Below are 20,505 nucleotides of genomic sequence, written 5' to 3'. Positions count from 1 at the left end.
GGCAATAATACGATTCCGAGTTTGAATTTGGGGTTGATATGATTCCCGAGTGCGATTGTCATTAGCGTCTTTGGCGTATGCTCCCATGCTAACAATTTCCCGGCCGCGCAGATACCTCGACGATGGACATAGCTGAATTACTGAGACGGACACGTACGATCGCCGTTGTGGGCCTTTCCCCGCGGTCGACCCGCACCAGCTACAAGATAGCGGTGTACCTGCAGGAGGCCGGATACACTATTGTTCCAGTCAACCCGCACAGGGACGAACTGCTTGGTGAGCAAGCCTATCCATCTTTGCTTGACATCCCCGATTCCATCTCCCTCGATCTGGTGGATGTATTCAGAAGACCGGAATTCATGGAGGGCGTCGTGCGTGAGGCCATCGCCCGCAGGGATCGGTCGGGCAACAATCCCGTAATCTGGACGCAGATTGGCGTCTCGTCATTCGAGGCCGAGGAACTGGCGAACGAAGCCGGGATACCGTACATCCGCAATCGCTGCACTCTGGTCGAACACAGCCGACTCCTGACCTGACGTCAGGCCGGGCTACTTGCCAGTTAGCACGTCGAACCGAGTCATTTCCTCCTTCAGACGAGAACGCATGGCGTTCAGTCTCGGATCGTCTCGCTGTTCGGCGATCGAATGGATCTCATTGAAAAACCAGCGCTGCTGATCCGGATCGCCCTGCAACGCTTTCCGCATCCGGCCGCGGCTGAAGACATCGACACCGTTCTTCAGGCTCTTGTTGATGGTCCACAGATTGTGCAGTTTGTCCGCAACACTGATCGCCACAGCCCCGTCCGAGGCGTTCCGGAGGCGTTCGATGTAGCCGATCTTCCGATCCCGCCATGGTCGATTTCGGCCGCTGGCATCAAGCTTCTCTTCCGAAACTTCCCGTACAAGCTCCGCGACACTCGCGCCCATCAGATCGGAGAGATTCTCGTAGCGAAAACGTGCTTCCCAGCGATTCTCATCTTCGATGACGTCGTGAAGGAACGCTGCGGCCACGGTTTCATCATCCCATCCTGCCCGCTGAACAATCATTGCGACACTGGTCACATGCGATACGACCGGGACCTTGAGGTACTCATCATCGGGCACCTCAAACGGTTCATCTCGCCAACGACTCTTTCGATACGTGCGATCATGCCACTGGGCTGAAAGCTCGATTGCCTGCTCTACAAGCGGAGAAAACGGGAGCGGCTGTTTCGAATCACTTTGTGGGCGCTGATCCTCCATAACCTTCAGGAACCCACCATGATTGCCTGATGCTCACGAGTATCTGTAGACATCGCAGACATCAGATCTTCCGTGAACCCCAGCCCATACTTGTTCAGGAACTGGATGACGGACAGGCCGCGCTCCTGGAGGCTTCCGCCCGGATACAGGTTCTCCTGGAGGCGTTCAAGCCGACTGCGGTCCTCATCGTGATGCCGCTTCTCCGCCTTCAGCACTTTGCCCTGCAGCTTCTTCCACTCGTTGTGCAAATTTGCACGTGTCGCTTCAAGGACTTTGGCGAGAGTCGCGTCCGTGCTTACAACGACCGGTCTTATCTCCTCGATGGACTGATCAATACGACGCGCGGCATCTTCAAATCGGGCCGGCAAGTCAACATCCAGCTTGTCCAGGATGACCTGCTTGAAGAGCCCTTCGAGGTCAGATCCTATGTCCGGGATACTCAGGTTGTACCGGGCCAGGATCTTCTGAATCCTAGCTTCCACGAAGGTCACGCTTGCCCTCGGATACACAGCCGGCATGGGCTGACCGGCCCAGTCGTAAACCGGCTTGAACTGGGCGAAGTAGGCCACCTCGCCCGGTCCGCCGACATACGCCAGAGTAGGCAGCAGCCGGTCCTGAAGAATCGGCCGAAGCACAACATTTGGACTGATGGCGCACGGATCCGATTCGATCAGCGCGATTAACTCGTCTCGCGTAAGGGTACCATCGTGATCGCGAATTGAAAACCGATCACCGGATGACTCGGCATCAATGGCAGATCGGCCCCGGTCATCCACGTAGAAAAGATTGGTGGGTCGGACTCGTACCTGCGCGTGATAGTCCTTTGCCAACTCCTCGCTGACGCGCAACACGCGCTCGGCCACGTCGGCAGATTCCTTGACCTCTTTTACGAAGAGCGGAACGGCCGCATCCTTGAAACCGCGGTGGTCGGGCGAAATAAGGACAAGTCCGGATGACGGAAAGAGCGCTTTCAGAAATCTCGCAAATGCGTCTCTGAATGTCGTTCCGGGTTCATACGTGTCCCGAAGCAGATCCATGACCTCGTCGCGAAACTCGGTTGGCGGAAGCTCACTTTCTACTTCGCCAATCAGGTCGTCGATGGATGGGCCGAGCGGCAGCCGCCCCACCGGACCATAATTCCCCTTCGGCATCGGTGGCCCGGAGTCGTAATCGATCGAGACCAACCCCCTGGAACCGATGATACGGGTACTGCGGACTTCGTCGAGGTCGTGGTCCTCGCCTTCGAGCCAGAAGACCGGGACCACCGACCGGCCCGCGGTTGACAACTCCGCAGCAAGCTTGACCGCCGTGGCTGTCTTGTAGATCGTGTAAAGTGGTCCGCCGAAGAGGCCGACCTGCTGGCCGGTAACAACTGCGACCGAATCTTGATTTGCAAGGCTTTCGATGTTCAGGCGCGTGGCTTCGTCAAGGCCCCACTGCTCATTCTGCTCCAGGAGCACGTTCACCAGGAGGTCCCGGTCGCGTTCGATCGAGAGAACGCGGTCGCAGTGAGCCTGCAAGCGTACTGGGTCACGATAGTCGACCGCGAAGTAACGGGAGACCCGATCGAACTCTTCGCAATAGTCGGTGAACAGACGGTTGAAGCCAGGAAGTGTACTGAACGGAAGCCGGCGTGACGTTAGAGTCAGAGGGGCGTTGGGATTCATTCGTACCGTACTTGAAGTCTTGCTGTATCCGTCATCAACGGTACGAGGGCGCCATGCGTAGTCACGTCGTGCGAACGGATCCCGTGTCTCCGATAGTCCTCTCGGGACTCAGCTTTTGTCGCCGTCGTGGCGCTCGATATCATCGCGAAGCTGCGCTGCCCGCTCGTAGTCCTCATCCTGTATTGCTTTCGAGAGCTGTTCCTTCAGTCGCTCAATGGGCGAGACCGGAACGGCCGGCTCATCTTCCTCGAGCTCCTCCTCGGACACGGAGACGCCTTCCTCATCGGACGGTATTCCGGCCTCTTCCAACACGCTCGGCGCGACGTAGATGGGTGCATCGACACGAACCGCAAGTGCGACGGCATCGCTAGGACGCGCGTCGAGCTGGTCCTCTTCGCCTTCGTGTATGTATCGCACCTTCGCGAAGAAGGTGCCCTCTCGAAGCTCGTCGATCACGACATCGAGGACCTGTGCTCCTACCGACTCGAACAGGTCTCTCAGCAGGTCGTGGGTCATCGGGCGGGGGGGTTGGATCTTCTCGAGTTCGAGTGCAATCGCCTGGGCCTCGAACGCCCCGATGATGATCGGAAGACGTCGGTTTCCCTCGATTTCGCCAAGAACCAGGGCATAAGCGCCACCGCTCGAGGGACTTGTGGAGAGACCGATAATGTCGACTTGAATGAAATCCATTAAACCTGTGGAACTCCCGATTTCGTTCGATGAGGCGGCGGGTACGGGCCCTGGACTAACATAGCGCCGTTTTCAACGCGGTCAAAAAGGCCTTGTTCTCATCCGCAGTGCCCACACACACCCGGACATAACCTTCCAGTTCCGGATAACCGCTCATGTCACGGATCAATACGCCCGAGCCGGCTACTCGCTCGAACAGTTCACGCGAGCCGATCGGTGACTTGAAAATGATGAAATTGGCACTAGAGGGTACGTGCTCGACTCCCAGTTCGGTGAGCGCACGACCAAGGGCCTGCGTTCCCTGCTGCATTGCCGCCACTCGTGAGCGAACGTAATCTGGACGCTGCAGCAACCGGATCGCAGCTCTCTGCGCGAATTCGCCGATCATGAAGGGGAGCCTGGCCTTCAGTAACTCCCGGATTACATCGGGGTGAGCGACCAGGAATCCGACACGCAGGCCGGCGAGCCCGACTCCCTTGGACAGGGTTCGCATAACGATCGTGTTTGGATAGTCCTCAATAAGAGGCAACGCATCCGGTTCACGACCGAACTCGACGTACGCCTCGTCCACCAGAACAAATCCGCGCGCCGCACGGAGGATGGCGACGACCTCATCTCGGGTCATTTCCAGACCAGTCGGATTGTTCGGGGTCGCAATTACCGTGAGAGCAGGATCCTCCTCGCGGATGGCTTCCACAATCGCATCGGTGTCAAACGACAGGTCGCCACGAGGGGGAATCGACGTCAAACGGCCGCCGAAAAGTCTGACGACGCTTGCGAACAACGCGAACATCGGCTTCGGGAGAACGACGTTCTGCCCACCGGCGATCAGCGAAAGGCCGAGCGTATGCGTCAGTTCATTCGACCCGTTGCCAACGAGAATCGAGTCGGGGCTGCAACCGAGAGATGATGCAACGGCCTCAATCAGTGGCGCCGGCTGATCTTCGGGGTACCGATTGAACGGCACCGATAGCATCTCGTCTAGAATTTCCTGTTTCAGATCGTCATCAACATCAAACGGGCTTTCGTTCTGGTTGAGTTTGCAGCTGATGCCGGGATGAGCCTTGACGGTGTACTGCTTCTCGGCGCGTACCTGCGGGCGAATCCTATCGATGGGCGACGATGATGTTGCCATAATCACGATGGGCGGAGTTAGGTCGGACGACTCAAATTACGCATTGAATCGTCGGGGCGACGACCTCGAACGAAGGTGGGTACTCAACTCGCTTCAAATCCGGGTCGGACGGCGACTGCACTGCACGAACGGATCGGTACTACGCAGAGGTGAAACAGATGGATGGCCGGATACCTTCGGAAGCGTCGTGTGGAAGATCAGACAACCGGCCGACAATGCGGGGGATCTAATACTCTCCGTCGGTATAGTCGCGAGGCGCGTCCTCTTGCTCGGCGGCAGGAGGTATTTCAGGCATGCCGCGAAACTCGTAGCCCGGCAGACATTCACTGCACACAAACCGCATGGTGTCATGAATAGCCGACACGAATTTCCCGAAGTCCTCTTTATAGAGAAATATCTTGTGCTTCTCGTATCGACCCTCTTCGATTCGCTTGCTCTCCGTGATTGTTATGAAGAAGTCCTCTCCGGATCGCGTCGTCTTGACGTCAAAAAAGTAGGTCCTCTTTCCAGCGGGGACCCGCTTGGAGAACACTTCATCCCGATAACGACCCCGGTCGGGGCCGCTGCCGTCGCCCGGACTGAGAGTCGACTCATTCAGGTCCGGAGAATCGTGGCCATGATTCCCCCGCTCGGTGTCACCACTCATCCTGTTGACTTCCGCTTGCGATCCCAACACGCGTCGCCCGTGAATCTCCGCAAACAACAACTCGAGAATTTTCACACAATATGCAAATGATCGTGCAAAAGTACAACGAGACGTGGGGCGGGCTCTACTTCATGTTGTCCTGGGAGGAGAGTGTTGCCCTCGGCAGCGGCTTCAAGTAACGAGGTTGCAGGATCGGATTTGACGCAATACGGTGCAGCTGCTTCTGCCAGAGCCTGCTAACATGGCCAAGCCGAGCCGAAACCAACGTCACATCCGCCGAATTGCCGAATACCATGTGACACAGCGCCAGGTCATACAGTGCGGGTGCGAAATAGGGATCGTAGTCCAGCACCTCCTCGAGCAAGACCAGCGCCTCGTCATATTGGTGGAGCCCGATCCGGGATTGTGCCAGACCGTATTCAGCGAGATGTTTGTACGGGACTTCGCGTCGAGTCCGCTCGAAATGCTCGGCGGCGTCAGCGAATTCACGCTTCTGCAGGTGATCCAGACCCAGCAAGTATGACGCGGGGAAGAACCCTTCAAAAAGCTTGATCACCTCCGAGAAAGAAGTGTTCGCCTCTTGATCGGTTCCGAGCATTCGATACAGAATGCCGCGCATGAAGTGGAGACCCGGATCTGCCTCTCGTTGCTCCACCGCAGACTCGAACGAGGCGAGCGCCTCTCTCAGACTTTCATCGAACCGTTCGCGCAGGGAGATCATCGCAAGCAGTCGGAAGGCCTGAACGTACGGACGTTCCCTGAAACCAGGTTGTCGAAAGACTGACCTCATCGATCGCGTTCCGAGCGCCAGGTTCATCTGGCCGATTGCCGGACGGGGATCATTCGCTATGCACACGTCCTCTTGTAGCACGTCCGGCCCGTCGCTAGTCTTGGTCCCCAGTGTAATTACACCGATCACTTCACCGAACTCGTTCATCAGAGGCCCGCCGCTGTCGCCCGGCCGCACGCCGTTACTGCTGATCCAAGTCCGGTCGAATCCTAGCCGGGCCGAGCTGTAGGCGACACCCGCCGTGCTGCGCCGCACCCCTCCCGGCCAGCCGTTTGTAAGAACGACCTTCGCCTGTGCAGACTCCGGGGCGCCCATCCCGGATATATCCTCTGCCAGTGCGAGCGGACGAATCCCGGCAGCACGCACGCGCTCGGGGTCTACGTGCAGAACCACAACGTCACGAATCGGGTCGATTCCCCAGATATGCTTGCTTTCGAGGCTACTTCCGTCGGGCAGTAAGACGTTGACCCGCCGACCATCAGCCACAACATGGTAGCTGGTGACAAGCGCATCATGCCGGATGAAGAACGCCGATCCGGTGCGCTTGTACGTGAGCTGTCTGGTCTCATCCTTCCGTTCGACGAAGACCGGTACGATCGCGTTGGCAGCGCGATGAAACGCTTCGCTTATGCGATACGCAGCCACGGTGCGTGAAGGAAGGCGAAGACGCTTTCCCTTCCAGTCAACAAACAGGCTTGGGATTACGATAGAACCAGCGTCACCGGCACGAAACACAATCCGTAGCGACGCACGGACAACGTGTTGTCCGTCTTTGTCAACTTCAACGCTTACGACTGTTTCTTCTCTTCGGACGACGCGCAATACCCCGGGAGCGGGAGCCATTGCCAGTCCATCGAAAGCACGCCGAAATCCCTCCGCCTCGTCTTCTCCCGCAACCAGTGCGTACGCTTCAACCTGAAGCGTAAAAGGCTCCCCAACTGCGACGACAGACTTGTTCAGGCGACCATAGAGATGGACGTTCGATTCGTTCGGCGGCTCAGTCGAAAACGCAGCCGCCAACACCACGACCAGTATCCATACGGTTCCTTCGAAGTACGGTCTCATCAGGTCTGATCTCCTGTTTCCAGACTCCTGACCACCTCTCGAACCAGCATTTCCATCTCGGCCCGTATCTCGTTACCCACCTCCAGCACTTCTTCATGATTCAGAGGCGTGTCGGACAGTCCGGTCGCACGGTTCGTGATCGTCGAAATACCAAGTACGTGCATGCCCAGATATCGAGCCTGAATGACCTCCGGCACCGTACTCATGCCGACCGCGTCACCACCGATCTTTTCGAAGAACTTGATCTCCGCACTGGTTTCGTACGAAGGACCCGGGGTCCACACGTAAACGCCTCGATAAGTCGGAATCCCAAGACGAAGTGCGGAAGCCTCCATATCGGCAATCCATTTCACGTCGTAGGGCTCAGACATATCTGTAAAGCGGGGCATCCCATCCATATTCGGACCTGTCAACGGGCTTCCGAAACCCAGATTGATGTGATCCTCAATAAACATGATTGTACCGGGATGCAACAGGGGATTAATTCCCCCCGCCGCATTCGTGACCACCAGTCTCTTCACTCCCAGTCCGTGCAGAAGCCGGACCGGGAAGGCTGTCGTCCTGACCGAATGACCCTCATACGAGTGAAGTCGACCCTGGACGATGGCTACGATACGTCCTTCCAGCCGACCTACGAGCAGCCGGCCCGTATGACCCTCCACCGTCGCGTGCGGGTACCCCGGGATGGCCTCATCCTCGAATACCGTTGCATCTTCCAGCGTTGCGGCAAGATGAGCCAGTCCCGACCCCAGTATCAGAGCAACCTCAGGGGTTCTCGACTCGCGTTCACGTATGTAATCGACTGCATCACGGACGTCGGCACAAACTGTAATCTCGCTTTGACCTGCCACTTCAATCCTCTGCTGTAATTTCCAGAAAGCCCGAACCTACCCCACGTGTGCGCTCGTCAGGTCGTCTTGAGAACCTGATAATTGCGTGCGCTCCACACCACTTGCTGCACTACGACGCGAAGGGTGGTTGTCACAGGAATCGCGAGTAGCATCCCTACAATTCCACCCAGCTGTGCACCAATAAGCACCACAAACAGAATAATAAGTGGATGCGCCTCGGCGACTCGTGAGAAGATGAAAGGCTGGAAGAACACATTGTCGGCCAACTGGGTCACGAACATCGCAACCAGAACGCCAAGAAACAGAGAGAAATCGCCTGTCTGCACAACACCGATAACAACACCCGCAAGAAAGCCCATCAGTGGTCCGAAGTACGGAATTGTGTTTGCGAGGCCTGCGAAAATTCCGACTGCCAGTGCATAGTCCAGACCAACGATGTACAACAAGATCGACGCCACCGTAGCGATTGACAGGCACTGTACAACAAGACCCTTCAGGTACCTTCCGATATTCGTTTCCACCTTCTCGATAATCGTGAGAGTAATCTCATAGAAGCGATTCGGTACGAATTGAACAATGCCCTGGCGAATCCGTGGCCCATCCTTCAGGAAGAAGAAGCTGATGAAAGGAACGATGATGACTGCATAGAAGATGTTGGTAAACAGTCCGACGAGCGAGGCCATGACGCTCGTTATTCCCTCTTCCTGGAAAAGCGTTTGAAACACTCGCGTGACACCGCTGATGACTGCACCTTCCTGTATTGGAAAGACCCTCGCGATGCGGTCTTCGAATGTCGCGGCGATATTTGAGACTTCTTCTACGGAGACAAGCTGCGACAATTCCCTGACTTGAGATGCGACGAATGGCACCAGATAGGTGGCCAGCAAACTCAATAGTCCCATGAACACAACAAAGGCAGAGAAAATTGACGTGATCCGACCCACACCAAGACCCTCGATTCGATCGGCAATCGGCCGGAGAGAGTAGGCCAGGACGATGCCGACGACGAGGTAAGTCACCAGTCTGGCGAAATACCACACGAGCGCCGCGAAAGCGATAGCACCAACCAGCACCACCACGATCCTGATAATCCGATCCGCCGTGAATCGGGGGGCGTTCGTCCGCACCTCGCTCGACGAAACTGCAAGCGACTCTGTGCCGTCCACCGTCATCGCGGGTTTCGTGCCTGCCTTTGCGGACGCATCGTTCTCTTTAACTGACACTTGAACTACTCTCCCATTTCCTCGACCACCTGCCGAGCCGTTCCGAAGTCAAATCCTCGTCGAATGAGGAAGTCGAACAATTTCTTCTGGCGACGGCGCGGATCAGCCGTTGTTCCGAGCCTTGGCCATCTCTTTTCTGCCTGCTGCCGGGCCAGCGCCAGCCAATCGACCTCCGGGTCCAGTGTTGCAATCACATCATCGACAATCTCCCGGTCCACGCCCTTCTTCCGCAGATCACCCCGAATTCTGTGAATCCCGAAGCCGCGACCGCGCGCCCTCGACGTCGCGAACTCGCGAGCAAATGTTTGATCGTCAAGATATCCTCTCTCCACCAGCCTTCTCAGTATTTCGCTGACGGTCTCTTCATCAAAACCTTTGTCACTCAGTCGCTGACTGATCTCGGAGACCGTCCGCATTCGGTATGACAGGAGATTCAATGCGGCGTTATACGCTCTTCGAACACTCTCAGCGCGCAGAGCAGACTCGACCGAAGAACGATCCGCGACGACGTCCTTCCTCAAGCCACACTGCATCGCAATGTCCGCATACAAGCCGAAGGCGAACTCCCCGTCAATGTAGATTGATACCCGGCTCGGGTCTTTTCTCTGGACTCGAATCGTGGTGATCAGGCCAGTCGGTATATCATCTGTTGATGGCAAATGTCTGCTGCTTTGCGGCGAGAGGATCGACCTGGACGACGACGGAATCGACCGAGAGCCCGACAACAATACCAAGTGCTCCCTCGACGTTTGACGGAGGTTCGCGACCATCTGAATTGAACTGGGTTGTCGCATAGTCTGCATACACCTTGCTTGACCGAACTACCGCTATTCGCAACTCATGACTTGGAAGCGACTGGTCGGCTCGGTCAACCGGAATGGCATACAGACCCGTCCAGCTCATCGGAGCAAACTCGCCACTCCCCGCATCGTCTTCCGCGAAAACCTGCTCCGGCAACAGAAAGAAATCAACGACGACAGAGCTGAATTGACTGCGGGGACGAAGCTGCGCCTGAATCCAGCTATCCGGCCCCGAAGCCGGATCCTGAGTCCACCACGCAGTTGTTTCGATCGGGTAGATATAGCCTGTCGTTGCATCCACGCCCAGGCTATCCAGCCGTAATGAATCGATCAGAATGGCCTCCACCGGTTCACCCGGCGCAACGACGGAGATGCTGTCGATTCGAATCGGAGGAGGGAGTATTCCGGATGCGCGCGCCGTCCGGCCATCCCAGCGAACATGGACGTCGAAGAGGTCACCGGTTTCGAGTGCATCTGTGTATTCGTCAGGCGGCGAGTAGTGACCCGGGGAGCCCTCTTCGTACTCAACCGTCACTCCATTTATGACCAGGTCGACCCCGCCTCCTGTTGCAGACGACCCATCAAAAAGATCACCTTCTGCGTCGAGCGGCTGTGTGGTCCGAAGAATGACTGGCCCCGGCCGCAGTCCCGTGTTCATGTAGGCTTCCACAGCCAACGAACCCGTCTCCTCCGGCCGGACCGAATCGCATGACACGATTCCGACGACGAGTGCTGCCGCCGCGACGAGTCTGAGATATGAACGTCGGCGTATCACAGTTCGATCTGAATCTCCAACAATGGAAGTATAGGCAAGCCTCCTCGATCCACAATCTTCACGCGGTCGCCGGTGAGCGTGTATTGCCTTCCCAGTACGTTCCTCCTGTTTGTCACATTATAGAGATGGAGTCCAACCTTCCAGTCGGCGCTCAGCCACCGAAATCTGTATCCACCGAGAAGGTCGATTCGAATGTATGCCGGTAGCCGCCCGTTGTTGACTACGGGTCGATGGAGATAGAGCGTTGGAGCCTCGACCGGGCTCCCTATCACGTACTTGCCAACCGGCACCGTCTCGGGATAACCCGCCCGAGCGGTCGCCGAAACGGAGTACGACCACCTCCTCCCGGACCGGGACACAACACCGCGCGCTGAACGGGGCACGTGATAACGACTGGGTCTGAATTCCGTCTCTCCAATCTCCGGTGCCCGGCTCTCCGAATTCCCACCGGAATATGACAGCATCGACGTCCATGATCCGACTTCCCACTCGCCTGTGAGCTCGAAACCATAACTGCGTGTTGCTGCGCGTGTGTACTGTCCGAGCAAGGCCGAAACCCCGATTCCGGGCCCGTCGAGACCTTCCTTTGTTTGAAGCTCGTCGAGTGGAACAAGGACATCGTCGCTGGTTCTGTAATAGATATCCGCCAGAACCTTGAGAGAACTGCTGGCACGGGCTTCTATTCCAAATGCTCCCTGCCGGCTCATCGAAGGTCCGACCTGCTGGTCAACCGGCACCCATCGACTGGACACGAGATCATAAAGAAACGAGTATCGATCGCGAAGTCTGTGCAAGTACTGAACCTGAGTCCCTGCTGCCATCTTCAGGACAATCCAGGGTGCCGCCGCGTAACTAACGCTTAGTCTCGGATCGAGACGTACGGCACCCGCTCCGTCAAAAGAGGTCAACCGGAGTCCCGGTTGAATTCGGACCTTCGCAGACGGCTCCCAGAGGGCCTGGACGAATCCGACCGACTCCTTCGACTGAACCTTGCTTTGATCGTCAACGTTATCGACCAGTCCTGCCGACCGCAACAACTGGGCTGCCAGAGAACTACCGAAACGATGCTCAATGAATCGGGCCCCGGCCTTCAGCGTGAGTTCATCGCTCGCCACGAAATCGACGTCCAGCTTCGCACCCAGATCCCTCAGCGAGACGGAGTAGTCGGAGATAACCAGCGAAGAAGTCGTGGGACGGACGAATGTCGACTCCGCACCTTTGTAATCGGACTCGTACGCGGTGAGGGTGAAAAGAAATCGGTCACTAGGCACGTATTGATAACGGGCACTGTAGATCTCATTTCCCCAACGGTGACCCACCTCAAAGTACAGGTCGGCGGGGCGCAACCATGAGGAGAAATCCAGCGAGAGATCAAACGGAAGCCTGAGGTCGAGATCATCTCGACCCCGGTAATACGATAGTGATAGGCGCGAGTGATGAGCCGGACGGAATGACAGCTTGGCACTCCAATCGAAGAAATAGTATCCCGTTCGAAGTGTGTCCCGACGACCGTCTTCCTCTACCGGGTGGGTCCGGCCGATCAGTTTGTCGAAATAGGATCGACGACCGGAAATCATGAACGAGCTCGAACGATTGATCGGGGTTTCAACCAGGAACCTCGCGCTGATGGCGTTGACGGCAATCGTGGTGGTTGGCCGGGTCCTTCGACCGTCCTTCAATTCTGCGTCAAGGATTGCGGAGAGCATTCCCCCGTGTTCGGCGGGAAAAGAGCCCCGAAAGAACTTGACGTCGGCAAGTGTTTGCGTCTGAAAAGTCGAGATCAGTGAGAACGCATGTGAGGGATGATAGACGGGCGCTCCATCCAGGAGATACAGGTTCTGATCAGGCCCACTGCCTCGCACGACGAGACCACCTACCGTTTCTCCCGTGCGCTCGATACCGGGTAACCATTCAAGAGCTTGAAACAAGTCCTGGTCATCCACGGACGTCGGTATTTCCAACAACTCGCTGACGGGAAGCGCCACGACTCCCGGTATCGCCGCAACATCCGCGCGATCCTGAATGTCGCCGATGACAACGAGCGCTTCCGTCCCGAAACTCCGTGGCGCTAGTGCGACACGAATCGGCTTCGCCGGCACATGAACAAGCGTGTCTACAGTCTCATAGCCGATGTAGGAGAGACGAAGTGCGTGGCGACCGGGAGTTAATCCTGGCAACGTGAAAGACCCGTCCGCCTGCGTCACCGTGCCGACCTTCAGAGCCGGAAGGTATACGTGTGCTCCATAGAGGCCCTCATTGCTTTCATCGTCCACCAGCATGCCTTTGATGCTGTAGAACCGGGTGTGCTTCCTCGCAATGATCACAAACTGCCGCGGAGCCACCTGGTCGAATTCGAGATCGTGGCCCTGGAGCGTGCAGGCAATGGCGTCTGCGACGTTCTCCCCGTCGTAGGTGCAGCTTGTCCGGTAGCCTTCCACGAGATCATGCGAAAACACGATATCAACGCCCGTCTGAACCGAAATCCTGGCAAGCGCGTCGGCGAGGCTCGACTCGCCAGTCGGAAGGCGTACGGATTGACTCTGACCGGTTCGCGTCATTCCGCCGCAAAGCAGCAAAGCAATGAACGCGACGAGCAAGGAACGCATCGACATCCTCGACGGGTGAATCCGGGCTTTGGGGATCGAGAGCACGTCCCGTGCTAACGACGCACCGTCGAAGATTCTCCCGGGAGACAAAAAATGACGCGCGCTGCCAGATGACGGGTGGCTTTACCCGAGGCGGCGCTGGGCCAGACCAATTAGCTCAGGTCGGTCAAACGGTACCCGGTCGAGATGCGAGCGACCTTCGCGCCGAGCGTCTTTGCGAGCGTCTCAAGGATGTCCTCAAGGTCGCTGGATCTGTCAAACGTGCCGGTGATGGTCTTCGTGGCAAGACCTGAATCGACGGTCACAGTCACTCCGTAGTGTTGTGACAGGATTTCTGCAATCTCCGACAGTCGCGTCTTGCGGAAGACGAACAGGTTAGCCCATGCGAGAGCTTCGGACAGGTTGATCTCCACTGGGCCAGATGGCGCATTGTCTCGCAGTACGACGCAGGTTTGGCCGGCAATCAGCTTTGTCACCGAATCGTGGCCGGCTCGGGATCCGACGGACACTTCTCCCGCGACGACGACAACGTCAGTTTGATCAACGACGCTCTGAACGCCAAAACTCGTACCAAGGACGGAGACACGCGCCGTGGACGTTTCCACGAGAAACGGCGCATCCGATACAACAACTTCGAAGAATGCATCACCGGTCAGGCGCATGACTTCCGGGCGGGACGATTTCGAATCAACGCCGCGATAACTCAACTCCGCCGGTCCGAAGAGGCGAACGATTGAGCCGTCCAACATGGTAATGTTCTGAATCTCGCCTGTCGGCACATCGTACGTAACAAGGCCTGCATCGCGCCTCGCGACAAAAAGGAGTATGCCCGCGAAGATCACGGTAGCGGCAACGGCGGCGATGCGCCACGCCGTCCGCGCAAGTCGACGCTCATGTGCCCGCGGAGACACGGCGGATACGGCGTCACGCAAGTGGCCCTCTCGCAACGTCCAGCTCTCTTCAAAATCACTCGCGTCGGCCGCGATCCGATTCAGAATGTCATCCAGAAACGTCGTGTCTTCCCATGACTCTTCAATCTGCGGCCAGATAGCCCGCAACTGACCGCGCTCGTCGTCACTCAGGGCCGTTTCCATTCCGGCACGCTGCAGGGCGGCAAGCACGAGGACCCTTCTGTCGGAAACGACTTCTTCCTGCCGGAAGCGAATGCGTTCCGAAATCGCCAACCAGGCCGCATAATCGCTCAGAATGGCATCATTTTCGCCGATTTCCCTCAAAAACGCAGCCCGCGCCTCCGGGGACATCTCGCCAATATGCTCAAACCTGATGTTCATGATCTTCTATCCGTTTCCAGATACTATAGCCGTAGGGTTCACCGAAATAGTAACATGATGAACAGCACAGAAATGGCGGCGAGCAGGTCGCGCATCTTCTCAAAAGCGCGCTTGACCTGCATCTTGATGGCTGCTTCGGTCGATCCGACCATTCCTGCGATTTCGCTGTACTTGTATCCGTACTCCTTCAGTTCAATAATCCGACGCGCCTGTGGAGTCAAGGAGCTGAGCGCCATCTCAATGTCAATTGACATGGCATCCTGTACCCGGGTTCGTACGTCTTCCAACTCGATCTCATCGAGGAGATTGCGCTCCTTCGGCCCGTAGCGACCGCGATAGAAATCCTGGAGTTCGAACAGCGCCGCCTTCATCGAGAACGCCTTGAGGCTGCCCGACTCGCGCAGGCGCGGCATTCCTTGATGAACTCTGACGAGTGTATTCTGAACCAGATCGTCGACCTCAGTGCGCAAGCCGATTCTTTTCACAAAGAACCCCCTGAGTACGGGCTCGAGCCAACGCAGCAGTCGATCGCGCGACTGTTCGTCCCCATCGTTGGCCCGATCAACGAGACCGGCAATCTGTTCGCTATCCGTCTTCATGGGGATGATGATGTCAGGAGTAACCGACGTCACAAGATGCGCACGTCAACCATCGACTGCAATGCCGCGGGAACTCACGCCGGACCAACGCCGGATGCCGCCAGTGCGGCAAGACCAACAATCATGGCGGCTTTAATGTTGCGGCTGGCTCGGGTAGCGGATTTCTCAGAATCGGTATGAAGCACCCACCACACTGCCGACAGCAGAAAACCGTTTGAAACCAACATCAGCAGGAGGTAGAGACCGCTATATCCCATCACGAGGTACGGCGTCGGCGTCAATCCAATCGTAACAAGCAGCAGTGCGGCGGCTAAATGTGCACTCCTCGCAGTCCCCGCACGCACTGCGAACGAGCCGACACCCCGGGCTCTGTCTCCGTGCAGGTCCTCGATGTCTTTCACTAACTCGCGTGACATCGTGGTGACGAGAGCGAAGATCGCCGCGGGAATCGCGAGAGCTGCTCCACCGATGCTCAGTGCTCCGTAGACCAGTGATGTGGCCACAACTATACTCACCACCAGATTCCCGATCAGTGATACCGACTTGAGTCTGGCGCTGTACGCAACGAGCAGCACGACTGATGACGCTGCGATCGCCAGATGCAGGGCGGAAACCAGCAGAGCGACAGCAAGTCCGGATATCGCGAGAAAAATCCAGAGAATGCGTACCTGGTTGGGTGTGACGATACCGGATGGCAGCGGCCGCATCGGACGATTCAAGCGATCGATTTCGACATCGTACAAATCGTTGATGACGTTACCGCTTGCGCCGACCAGCGTGGCCGAAACACTCGCTAGAATCAGCGGCGCGTTTCCAGGCCATTGAAGTGCGCCGGCGCTGGCGACGATGATGCCGCCGACCACAGTGCCTGAGAAGAACATAACACAGTTGAGCGGACGTACGATCCGCACCAGTCCGTTCAACGACTTCCACATACAGGCTCTCAGACGTTCGTTTCGAACCGGTTGGCCTCGAGATTTTTCTGAACCTCATCGTGCCGGAATACCAGCCCGTTCATCGCAACGTAGACACCCGGAGGCAGAAGCTGCACCGCCGCCAGTGCAAAGCCGATATTGAACTCCGCGTCGCTGCCCTTAAACCGGGATGGACTGAGCGAACCGACAAGTACGATCGTCTTACCAATGGCCACCGACAACACCCGCGCCGTTTCGACCATCGTATCAGTCCCGTGTGTAATCAGAATTCGGTCTTCATCGGCCCGCTCCACGGATTCCAGGACAAGTCTCCGATCTTCATCGTTCATATCGAGACTATCTTTCATGAACAGAGACTCAACGGCGTACTCGACACTCGCGTTCACCTCCTTCAACATGTCCGATATTTGCGGACGTCCAACTTCATAACGGCTCCTGGCGTCGAAGTAGACCTTGTCGATCGTACCGCCAGTCGTGAACACACGAACTCGCCCTGGTCTGAGATTCTCCTGCGTCATGTTCTCTCCGCAAATCCGAGCAGGAAGCTCCAGATCACGTGTGCTGCAAGGCGAATTGTGCGACCGCCTTCGTCAACCATTGGATTGACCTCCACCAGATCTACCGACGTTACGCTCGGTGTCGCTCCCGCTGTTAGTGCCAGATCAATGAGCAATCGTTGTTCGATCCCACCGACCGTTGGGGCGCTGACGCCGGGAGCGTAGCTCTGGTCTACAACATCCATGTCGAGAGATAGCATCACGGGGCCGGCCTCGTTAGCGGGCACCATGAGCCGCTCGATCATCGGCTCGGTCGTATCGTCGACCCAGTACACCCGAGCGGAACGCTTCGCGAGAAAAGCGAGGTGGGCCGAGGCGTTGCGGCCGGGTTGCAATCCCGCAACCGAGTATGACAGGCACTTACCGGACGGATGATCGAGCGCCTGCCGAAACGGCGAACCGCTGTGGCCCTTACCCCTGACGAGCGGGCGCACATCCGCGTGAGCATCCAGGTTAAGAATATTCACGCTCCGGTCGGCCTCCATGTACCCGAGAAAGTGACCGTAGGCGGTCTCATGCCCACCGCCGAGAATGACGGGCAGCACACCGGCAAGGAGACAATCCCGAACGAATTGTCCGAGCGATTCCTGCTTCTCGACGAGGGATCGACCAGCGCGAAGGTTGCCGACATCCAGCGTCCGTTGAAGGACATGGACGTGCTCGGTCGAGCGGCGACCATCCGGCGTCATGCGGTACAAAATTTTGCGTATGTCGTCCGGCGCATGAGCGGCCCCTACGCGTCCCCCGTTGGTCCGGACCCCGTCGTCCACAGGAAAGCCCGCCATCGCAATCAGGATTTCCTGATGTCCGCCCGGGGAAAACGATACATAGTCCCCGAGACGCGGATCGTCGTCGGTTCCTGGAGAATGCCCGCTCCACTCATCGAAATCTGATACCTGGTAATTCATTCCGGATCGACCACTTGATTCTTGAGCAAATACGGCAGTCTCGCTAGTTACGTCTCGCTTCGTACACGATTCGACCGCGGATGAATGTATTCAGCACGGAGTTCGGTCGAAAGTGGTAAAGCCACTCATTGATGGATCCGGCTTCCACAAGCACAAAATCAGCCTGCTTTCCACGTTCCAGTGATCCGAGAAGATGCTCGCGATTGATGGCCGCTGCCGCATTGATGGTGGCAGCGCGCAGGGCTTCCGCCGGCGTGAGTCCGTTCATGATGCACGCAAGGGTCATGGCCAGCGGCAGGTGATAGCTGGGAGCACTGCCTGGATTGAAATCGGTGGCCACCGCTACCCGCGCGCCGGCGTCAATCAATCTTCTTGCATCAAGCGGCGTCTGGCGCAGGTAAAGTGATGCAATGGGAAGGGTCACGGCCACTACGTCGGCCTTGCTCAACGCCGTCACCCCGTCGTCGCTTATGCACTCGAGATGGTCCGCCGACGCGGCTTGCATCTCCGCCGCCAGCGCCGCGCCGCCGCCGTCCGTCAGTTGATCGGCGTGGAGCTTCGCTCTCAGACCGTGCTCGGCCGCTGCTACGAGGACGCGGCGACCCTCGTCGATAGAAAAAGCCGACTCCTCGACGAACACATCGCAAAATTCGGCGAGTCTCTCAGCGGCCACGTGAGGAATGATGCGGCTACAGATCTCGTCGACATAACCGCTCCGATCGTCTCGAAATTCCTCGGGAACGGTGTGAGCCGCAAGCAACGTTGCGACGATATTGATCGGCCCCTCCTGCGCCAGGCGCCGGTACACCCGCAGCAGCTTCAGTTCATCATCCAGAGTCAGGCCATACCCGCTCTTGCACTCGACCGTTGTCACACCCAATCGAAGCATATGAACGCCAAAGTCGCGGACCCTCCGCAGCAGGTCGTCTTCTGAGGTGCGACGCGTTTCCCGTACCGTGCTCAGGATGCCGCCACCCTTTCGGGCAATGTCGAGATACGTAGCGCCGCGCGAACGCAACTCAAACTCGTCGGCGCGCCAGCCACCAAACGCCAGGTGCGTATGACAGTCGATGAGACCCGGCACCACCAGTGCACCCGCGGCATCCATCGGGAACTCGCCACGGTACTGCTCCGGAAGATCCGCCTCCGGCCCGACCCACTGAATACGGTCGCCCGTCCAGACCAATGCGGCATTTTCGATCACGTCTGCATCGGAAGGCCCCTTGCCGGCCGAGCAGGTTGCCAGGCACGTGATGTTTCGAAGCGTGGGCATATTATCGGAGTGCTCCAACCTCCTCTTCTACCGACTTCAGTAAACCTGCAGTCCGTACGATCTCCATACACGGATCCAGATCTTCCCGGAAATAGTAGTCCGACTCACGATGGGCTATCACGTGGCGCACAAAGCCGTGCGCCGCTGCTACACCGCGCCCGGGACGTAGCGGATGTCGGTAGTCCAGCGCCTGAGAGGCCGCCAACAGCTCGATCGCCAGCACCGTTTCAACATTGCGAAAGACCTGGAGAAGTTTTATCGCACTGATGCTCCCCATGCTAACGTGATCTTCCTGACCCAGGCTGGTCGGAATCGAGTCTACGGACGCGGGGTGGCAGAGAATCTTGTTCTCAGATACCAGTGCTGCAGCGGTGTACTGAGGAATCATGAATCCCGAGTTCACTCCGGTCTGTCGCATCAGCAACTGCGGCAAACCATCCTGCCCCGAGAGTAGCAGATAGAGGCGTCGTTCCGAGATACTGGCCAGCTCCGCCAGCGCTATCGCCATGTAGTCCATCGCCAGTGCGAGTGGCTGGCCATGGAAATTACCTCCGCTCAAAATGGACCCGTCCGAAAATACGAGCGGATTATCGGTCGCCGAATTCAGTTCTGTCTCGATCACTTCTGACGCGTGTCCAAGTGCGCCTCGTGTGGCACCATGAACCTGCGGCACACACCGCAATGAGTACGGATCCTGCACCTTACCGCAGTCGCGATGTGATTCCAGAATCTCGCTATCGAGTAGCATCGCCCTGACGTTGGCAGCCACATCGATCTGCCCGGCGAACGGCCGAACAGCCTGTATTCGTTCGTCGAACGGGAGCAGACTTCCCTGCAGCGCCTCCAGACTCATCGCCGCGACAACATCCGCGAGCTTTGCGAGTCGACTCGATTTCTCAAGCACATACGCGCCATAGGCACTCATCAACTGTGTGCCGTTGATGAGCGAGAGACCATCCTTGGGGCCCAGCGTCACCGGGGCCAGGCCATTCTGAGCAAGGACTTTGTCCGCGTCGAGGAGTGTCGAGCCGTCGCCACTCCAGAACAATCCACGGCCGATCAGCGGAAGTGTCATATGAGCGAGCGGGGCGAGATCTCCCGACGCGCCGACGCTGCCTTTGGACGGGATAGCCGGGATTAGGTCCATCTCCACGAAGGACAGAAGCCGTTCAAAGACTGACAGCGACACGCCCGAAAATCCAAGTCCCAGTGCGTGAATCTTCAACTGCAGCATCAAACGCGATATCGGTACCGGCACCCAGTCTCCAACCCCAACGGCATGACTCAGCAGAAGATTTCGCTGCAGTGTCTCGAGTTGGTCGGCCGGTATTCGCTCTCGTGCGAGCGCACCGAACCCTGTGTTGATGCCGTAATAGCTTGATCCGTCCTTGAGCGCAGCATCGACGATTTCACGGGATCGAACGACCGGCGTGGGGTCGGCGCGCAGAGCCG

The 20,505-nt window shown here is 57.5% G+C and carries 19 protein-coding genes; 1 reads left to right on the top strand and 18 read right to left on the bottom strand.

Annotation, left to right across the window (positions count from 1 at the left end):
• The first annotated feature begins 122 nt into the window (after positions 1–122).
• Complete coding sequence (locus HKN37_00665) at positions 123–536, top strand: CoA-binding protein (GenBank protein NNE45151.1); 414 nt, start codon at positions 123–125, stop codon at positions 534–536.
• Between the two features lie 12 nt (positions 537–548).
• Here the strand turns inward: HKN37_00665 and HKN37_00660 are convergent, their stop codons facing one another.
• The 18 genes from HKN37_00660 to hutH form a co-directional block, all read right to left on the bottom strand.
• On the bottom strand, positions 549–1,241 hold the full coding sequence (locus tag HKN37_00660) for an HD domain-containing protein (GenBank protein NNE45150.1): 693 nt from the start codon (positions 1,239–1,241) through the stop codon (positions 549–551).
• A 5-nt stretch (positions 1,242–1,246) separates the two neighbouring features.
• Positions 1,247–2,908, bottom strand: coding sequence for a bacillithiol biosynthesis cysteine-adding enzyme BshC (gene bshC / locus HKN37_00655; GenBank protein ID NNE45149.1), 1,662 nt, complete (start codon positions 2,906–2,908; stop codon positions 1,247–1,249).
• Between the two features lie 108 nt (positions 2,909–3,016).
• A complete protein-coding gene (locus HKN37_00650; GenBank protein NNE45148.1) occupies positions 3,017–3,598 on the bottom strand; it encodes a bifunctional nuclease family protein in 582 nt (193 codons plus the stop codon).
• Between the two features lie 55 nt (positions 3,599–3,653).
• Positions 3,654–4,733: a histidinol-phosphate transaminase gene (gene hisC / locus HKN37_00645; protein NNE45147.1), complete on the bottom strand. Its 1,080-nt coding sequence runs from the start codon at positions 4,731–4,733 to the stop codon at positions 3,654–3,656.
• A gap of 226 nt (positions 4,734–4,959) precedes the next feature.
• Entirely contained in the window at positions 4,960–5,379 is a 420-nt protein-coding gene (locus HKN37_00640; GenBank protein NNE45146.1) for a DUF3276 family protein, read from the bottom strand.
• Between the two features lie 124 nt (positions 5,380–5,503).
• A complete protein-coding gene (locus tag HKN37_00635) occupies positions 5,504–7,234 on the bottom strand; it encodes a tetratricopeptide repeat protein (GenBank protein NNE45145.1) in 1,731 nt (576 codons plus the stop codon).
• Entirely contained in the window at positions 7,234–8,067 is an 834-nt protein-coding gene (locus tag HKN37_00630) for a purine-nucleoside phosphorylase (GenBank protein ID NNE45144.1), read from the bottom strand. Before HKN37_00630 ends, HKN37_00635 begins: the two co-directional genes overlap by 1 nt.
• Before the next feature lie 74 nt (positions 8,068–8,141).
• On the bottom strand, positions 8,142–9,308 hold the full coding sequence (locus HKN37_00625) for an AI-2E family transporter (GenBank protein ID NNE45143.1): 1,167 nt from the start codon (positions 9,306–9,308) through the stop codon (positions 8,142–8,144).
• Between the two features lie 5 nt (positions 9,309–9,313).
• Positions 9,314–9,967 carry a hypothetical protein gene (locus tag HKN37_00620; GenBank protein ID NNE45142.1) on the bottom strand — a complete coding sequence of 218 codons (654 nt, stop codon included), beginning with the start codon at positions 9,965–9,967 and terminating at the stop codon, positions 9,314–9,316.
• A complete protein-coding gene (locus tag HKN37_00615; GenBank protein ID NNE45141.1) occupies positions 9,951–10,883 on the bottom strand; it encodes a DUF4249 family protein in 933 nt (310 codons plus the stop codon). The genes HKN37_00620 and HKN37_00615 overlap by 17 nt, the downstream gene beginning before the upstream one ends.
• Positions 10,880–13,489: a TonB-dependent receptor gene (locus tag HKN37_00610; GenBank protein NNE45140.1), complete on the bottom strand. Its 2,610-nt coding sequence runs from the start codon at positions 13,487–13,489 to the stop codon at positions 10,880–10,882. Before HKN37_00610 ends, HKN37_00615 begins: the two co-directional genes overlap by 4 nt.
• Before the next feature lie 152 nt (positions 13,490–13,641).
• Positions 13,642–14,781: a FecR family protein gene (locus HKN37_00605; GenBank protein NNE45139.1), complete on the bottom strand. Its 1,140-nt coding sequence runs from the start codon at positions 14,779–14,781 to the stop codon at positions 13,642–13,644.
• Between the two features lie 38 nt (positions 14,782–14,819).
• Positions 14,820–15,380 carry a sigma-70 family RNA polymerase sigma factor gene (locus HKN37_00600; GenBank protein ID NNE45138.1) on the bottom strand — a complete coding sequence of 187 codons (561 nt, stop codon included), beginning with the start codon at positions 15,378–15,380 and terminating at the stop codon, positions 14,820–14,822.
• A gap of 74 nt (positions 15,381–15,454) precedes the next feature.
• Positions 15,455–16,315 carry a geranylgeranylglycerol-phosphate geranylgeranyltransferase gene (locus HKN37_00595; GenBank protein ID NNE45137.1) on the bottom strand — a complete coding sequence of 287 codons (861 nt, stop codon included), beginning with the start codon at positions 16,313–16,315 and terminating at the stop codon, positions 15,455–15,457.
• A gap of 8 nt (positions 16,316–16,323) precedes the next feature.
• A complete protein-coding gene (locus tag HKN37_00590; protein ID NNE45136.1) occupies positions 16,324–16,833 on the bottom strand; it encodes an asparaginase in 510 nt (169 codons plus the stop codon).
• On the bottom strand, positions 16,830–17,780 hold the full coding sequence (locus HKN37_00585; protein ID NNE45135.1) for a formimidoylglutamase: 951 nt from the start codon (positions 17,778–17,780) through the stop codon (positions 16,830–16,832). The genes HKN37_00590 and HKN37_00585 overlap by 4 nt, the downstream gene beginning before the upstream one ends.
• Before the next feature lie 43 nt (positions 17,781–17,823).
• Positions 17,824–19,053, bottom strand: coding sequence for an imidazolonepropionase (locus HKN37_00580; protein NNE45134.1), 1,230 nt, complete (start codon positions 19,051–19,053; stop codon positions 17,824–17,826).
• Position 19,054: 1 nt separating this feature from the next.
• Positions 19,055–20,505: histidine ammonia-lyase (gene hutH, locus HKN37_00575; GenBank protein ID NNE45133.1), on the bottom strand; the 1,451-nt coding region annotated here is incomplete at its 5' end.

The sequence above is a fragment of the Rhodothermales bacterium genome (assembly GCA_013002345.1).
Lineage (GTDB): Bacteria > Bacteroidota > Rhodothermia > Rhodothermales > JABDKH01 > JABDKH01.
Note: the sequence above shows the minus strand (reverse complement) of the source record. Positions and strands in the feature narration are given on the sequence as shown.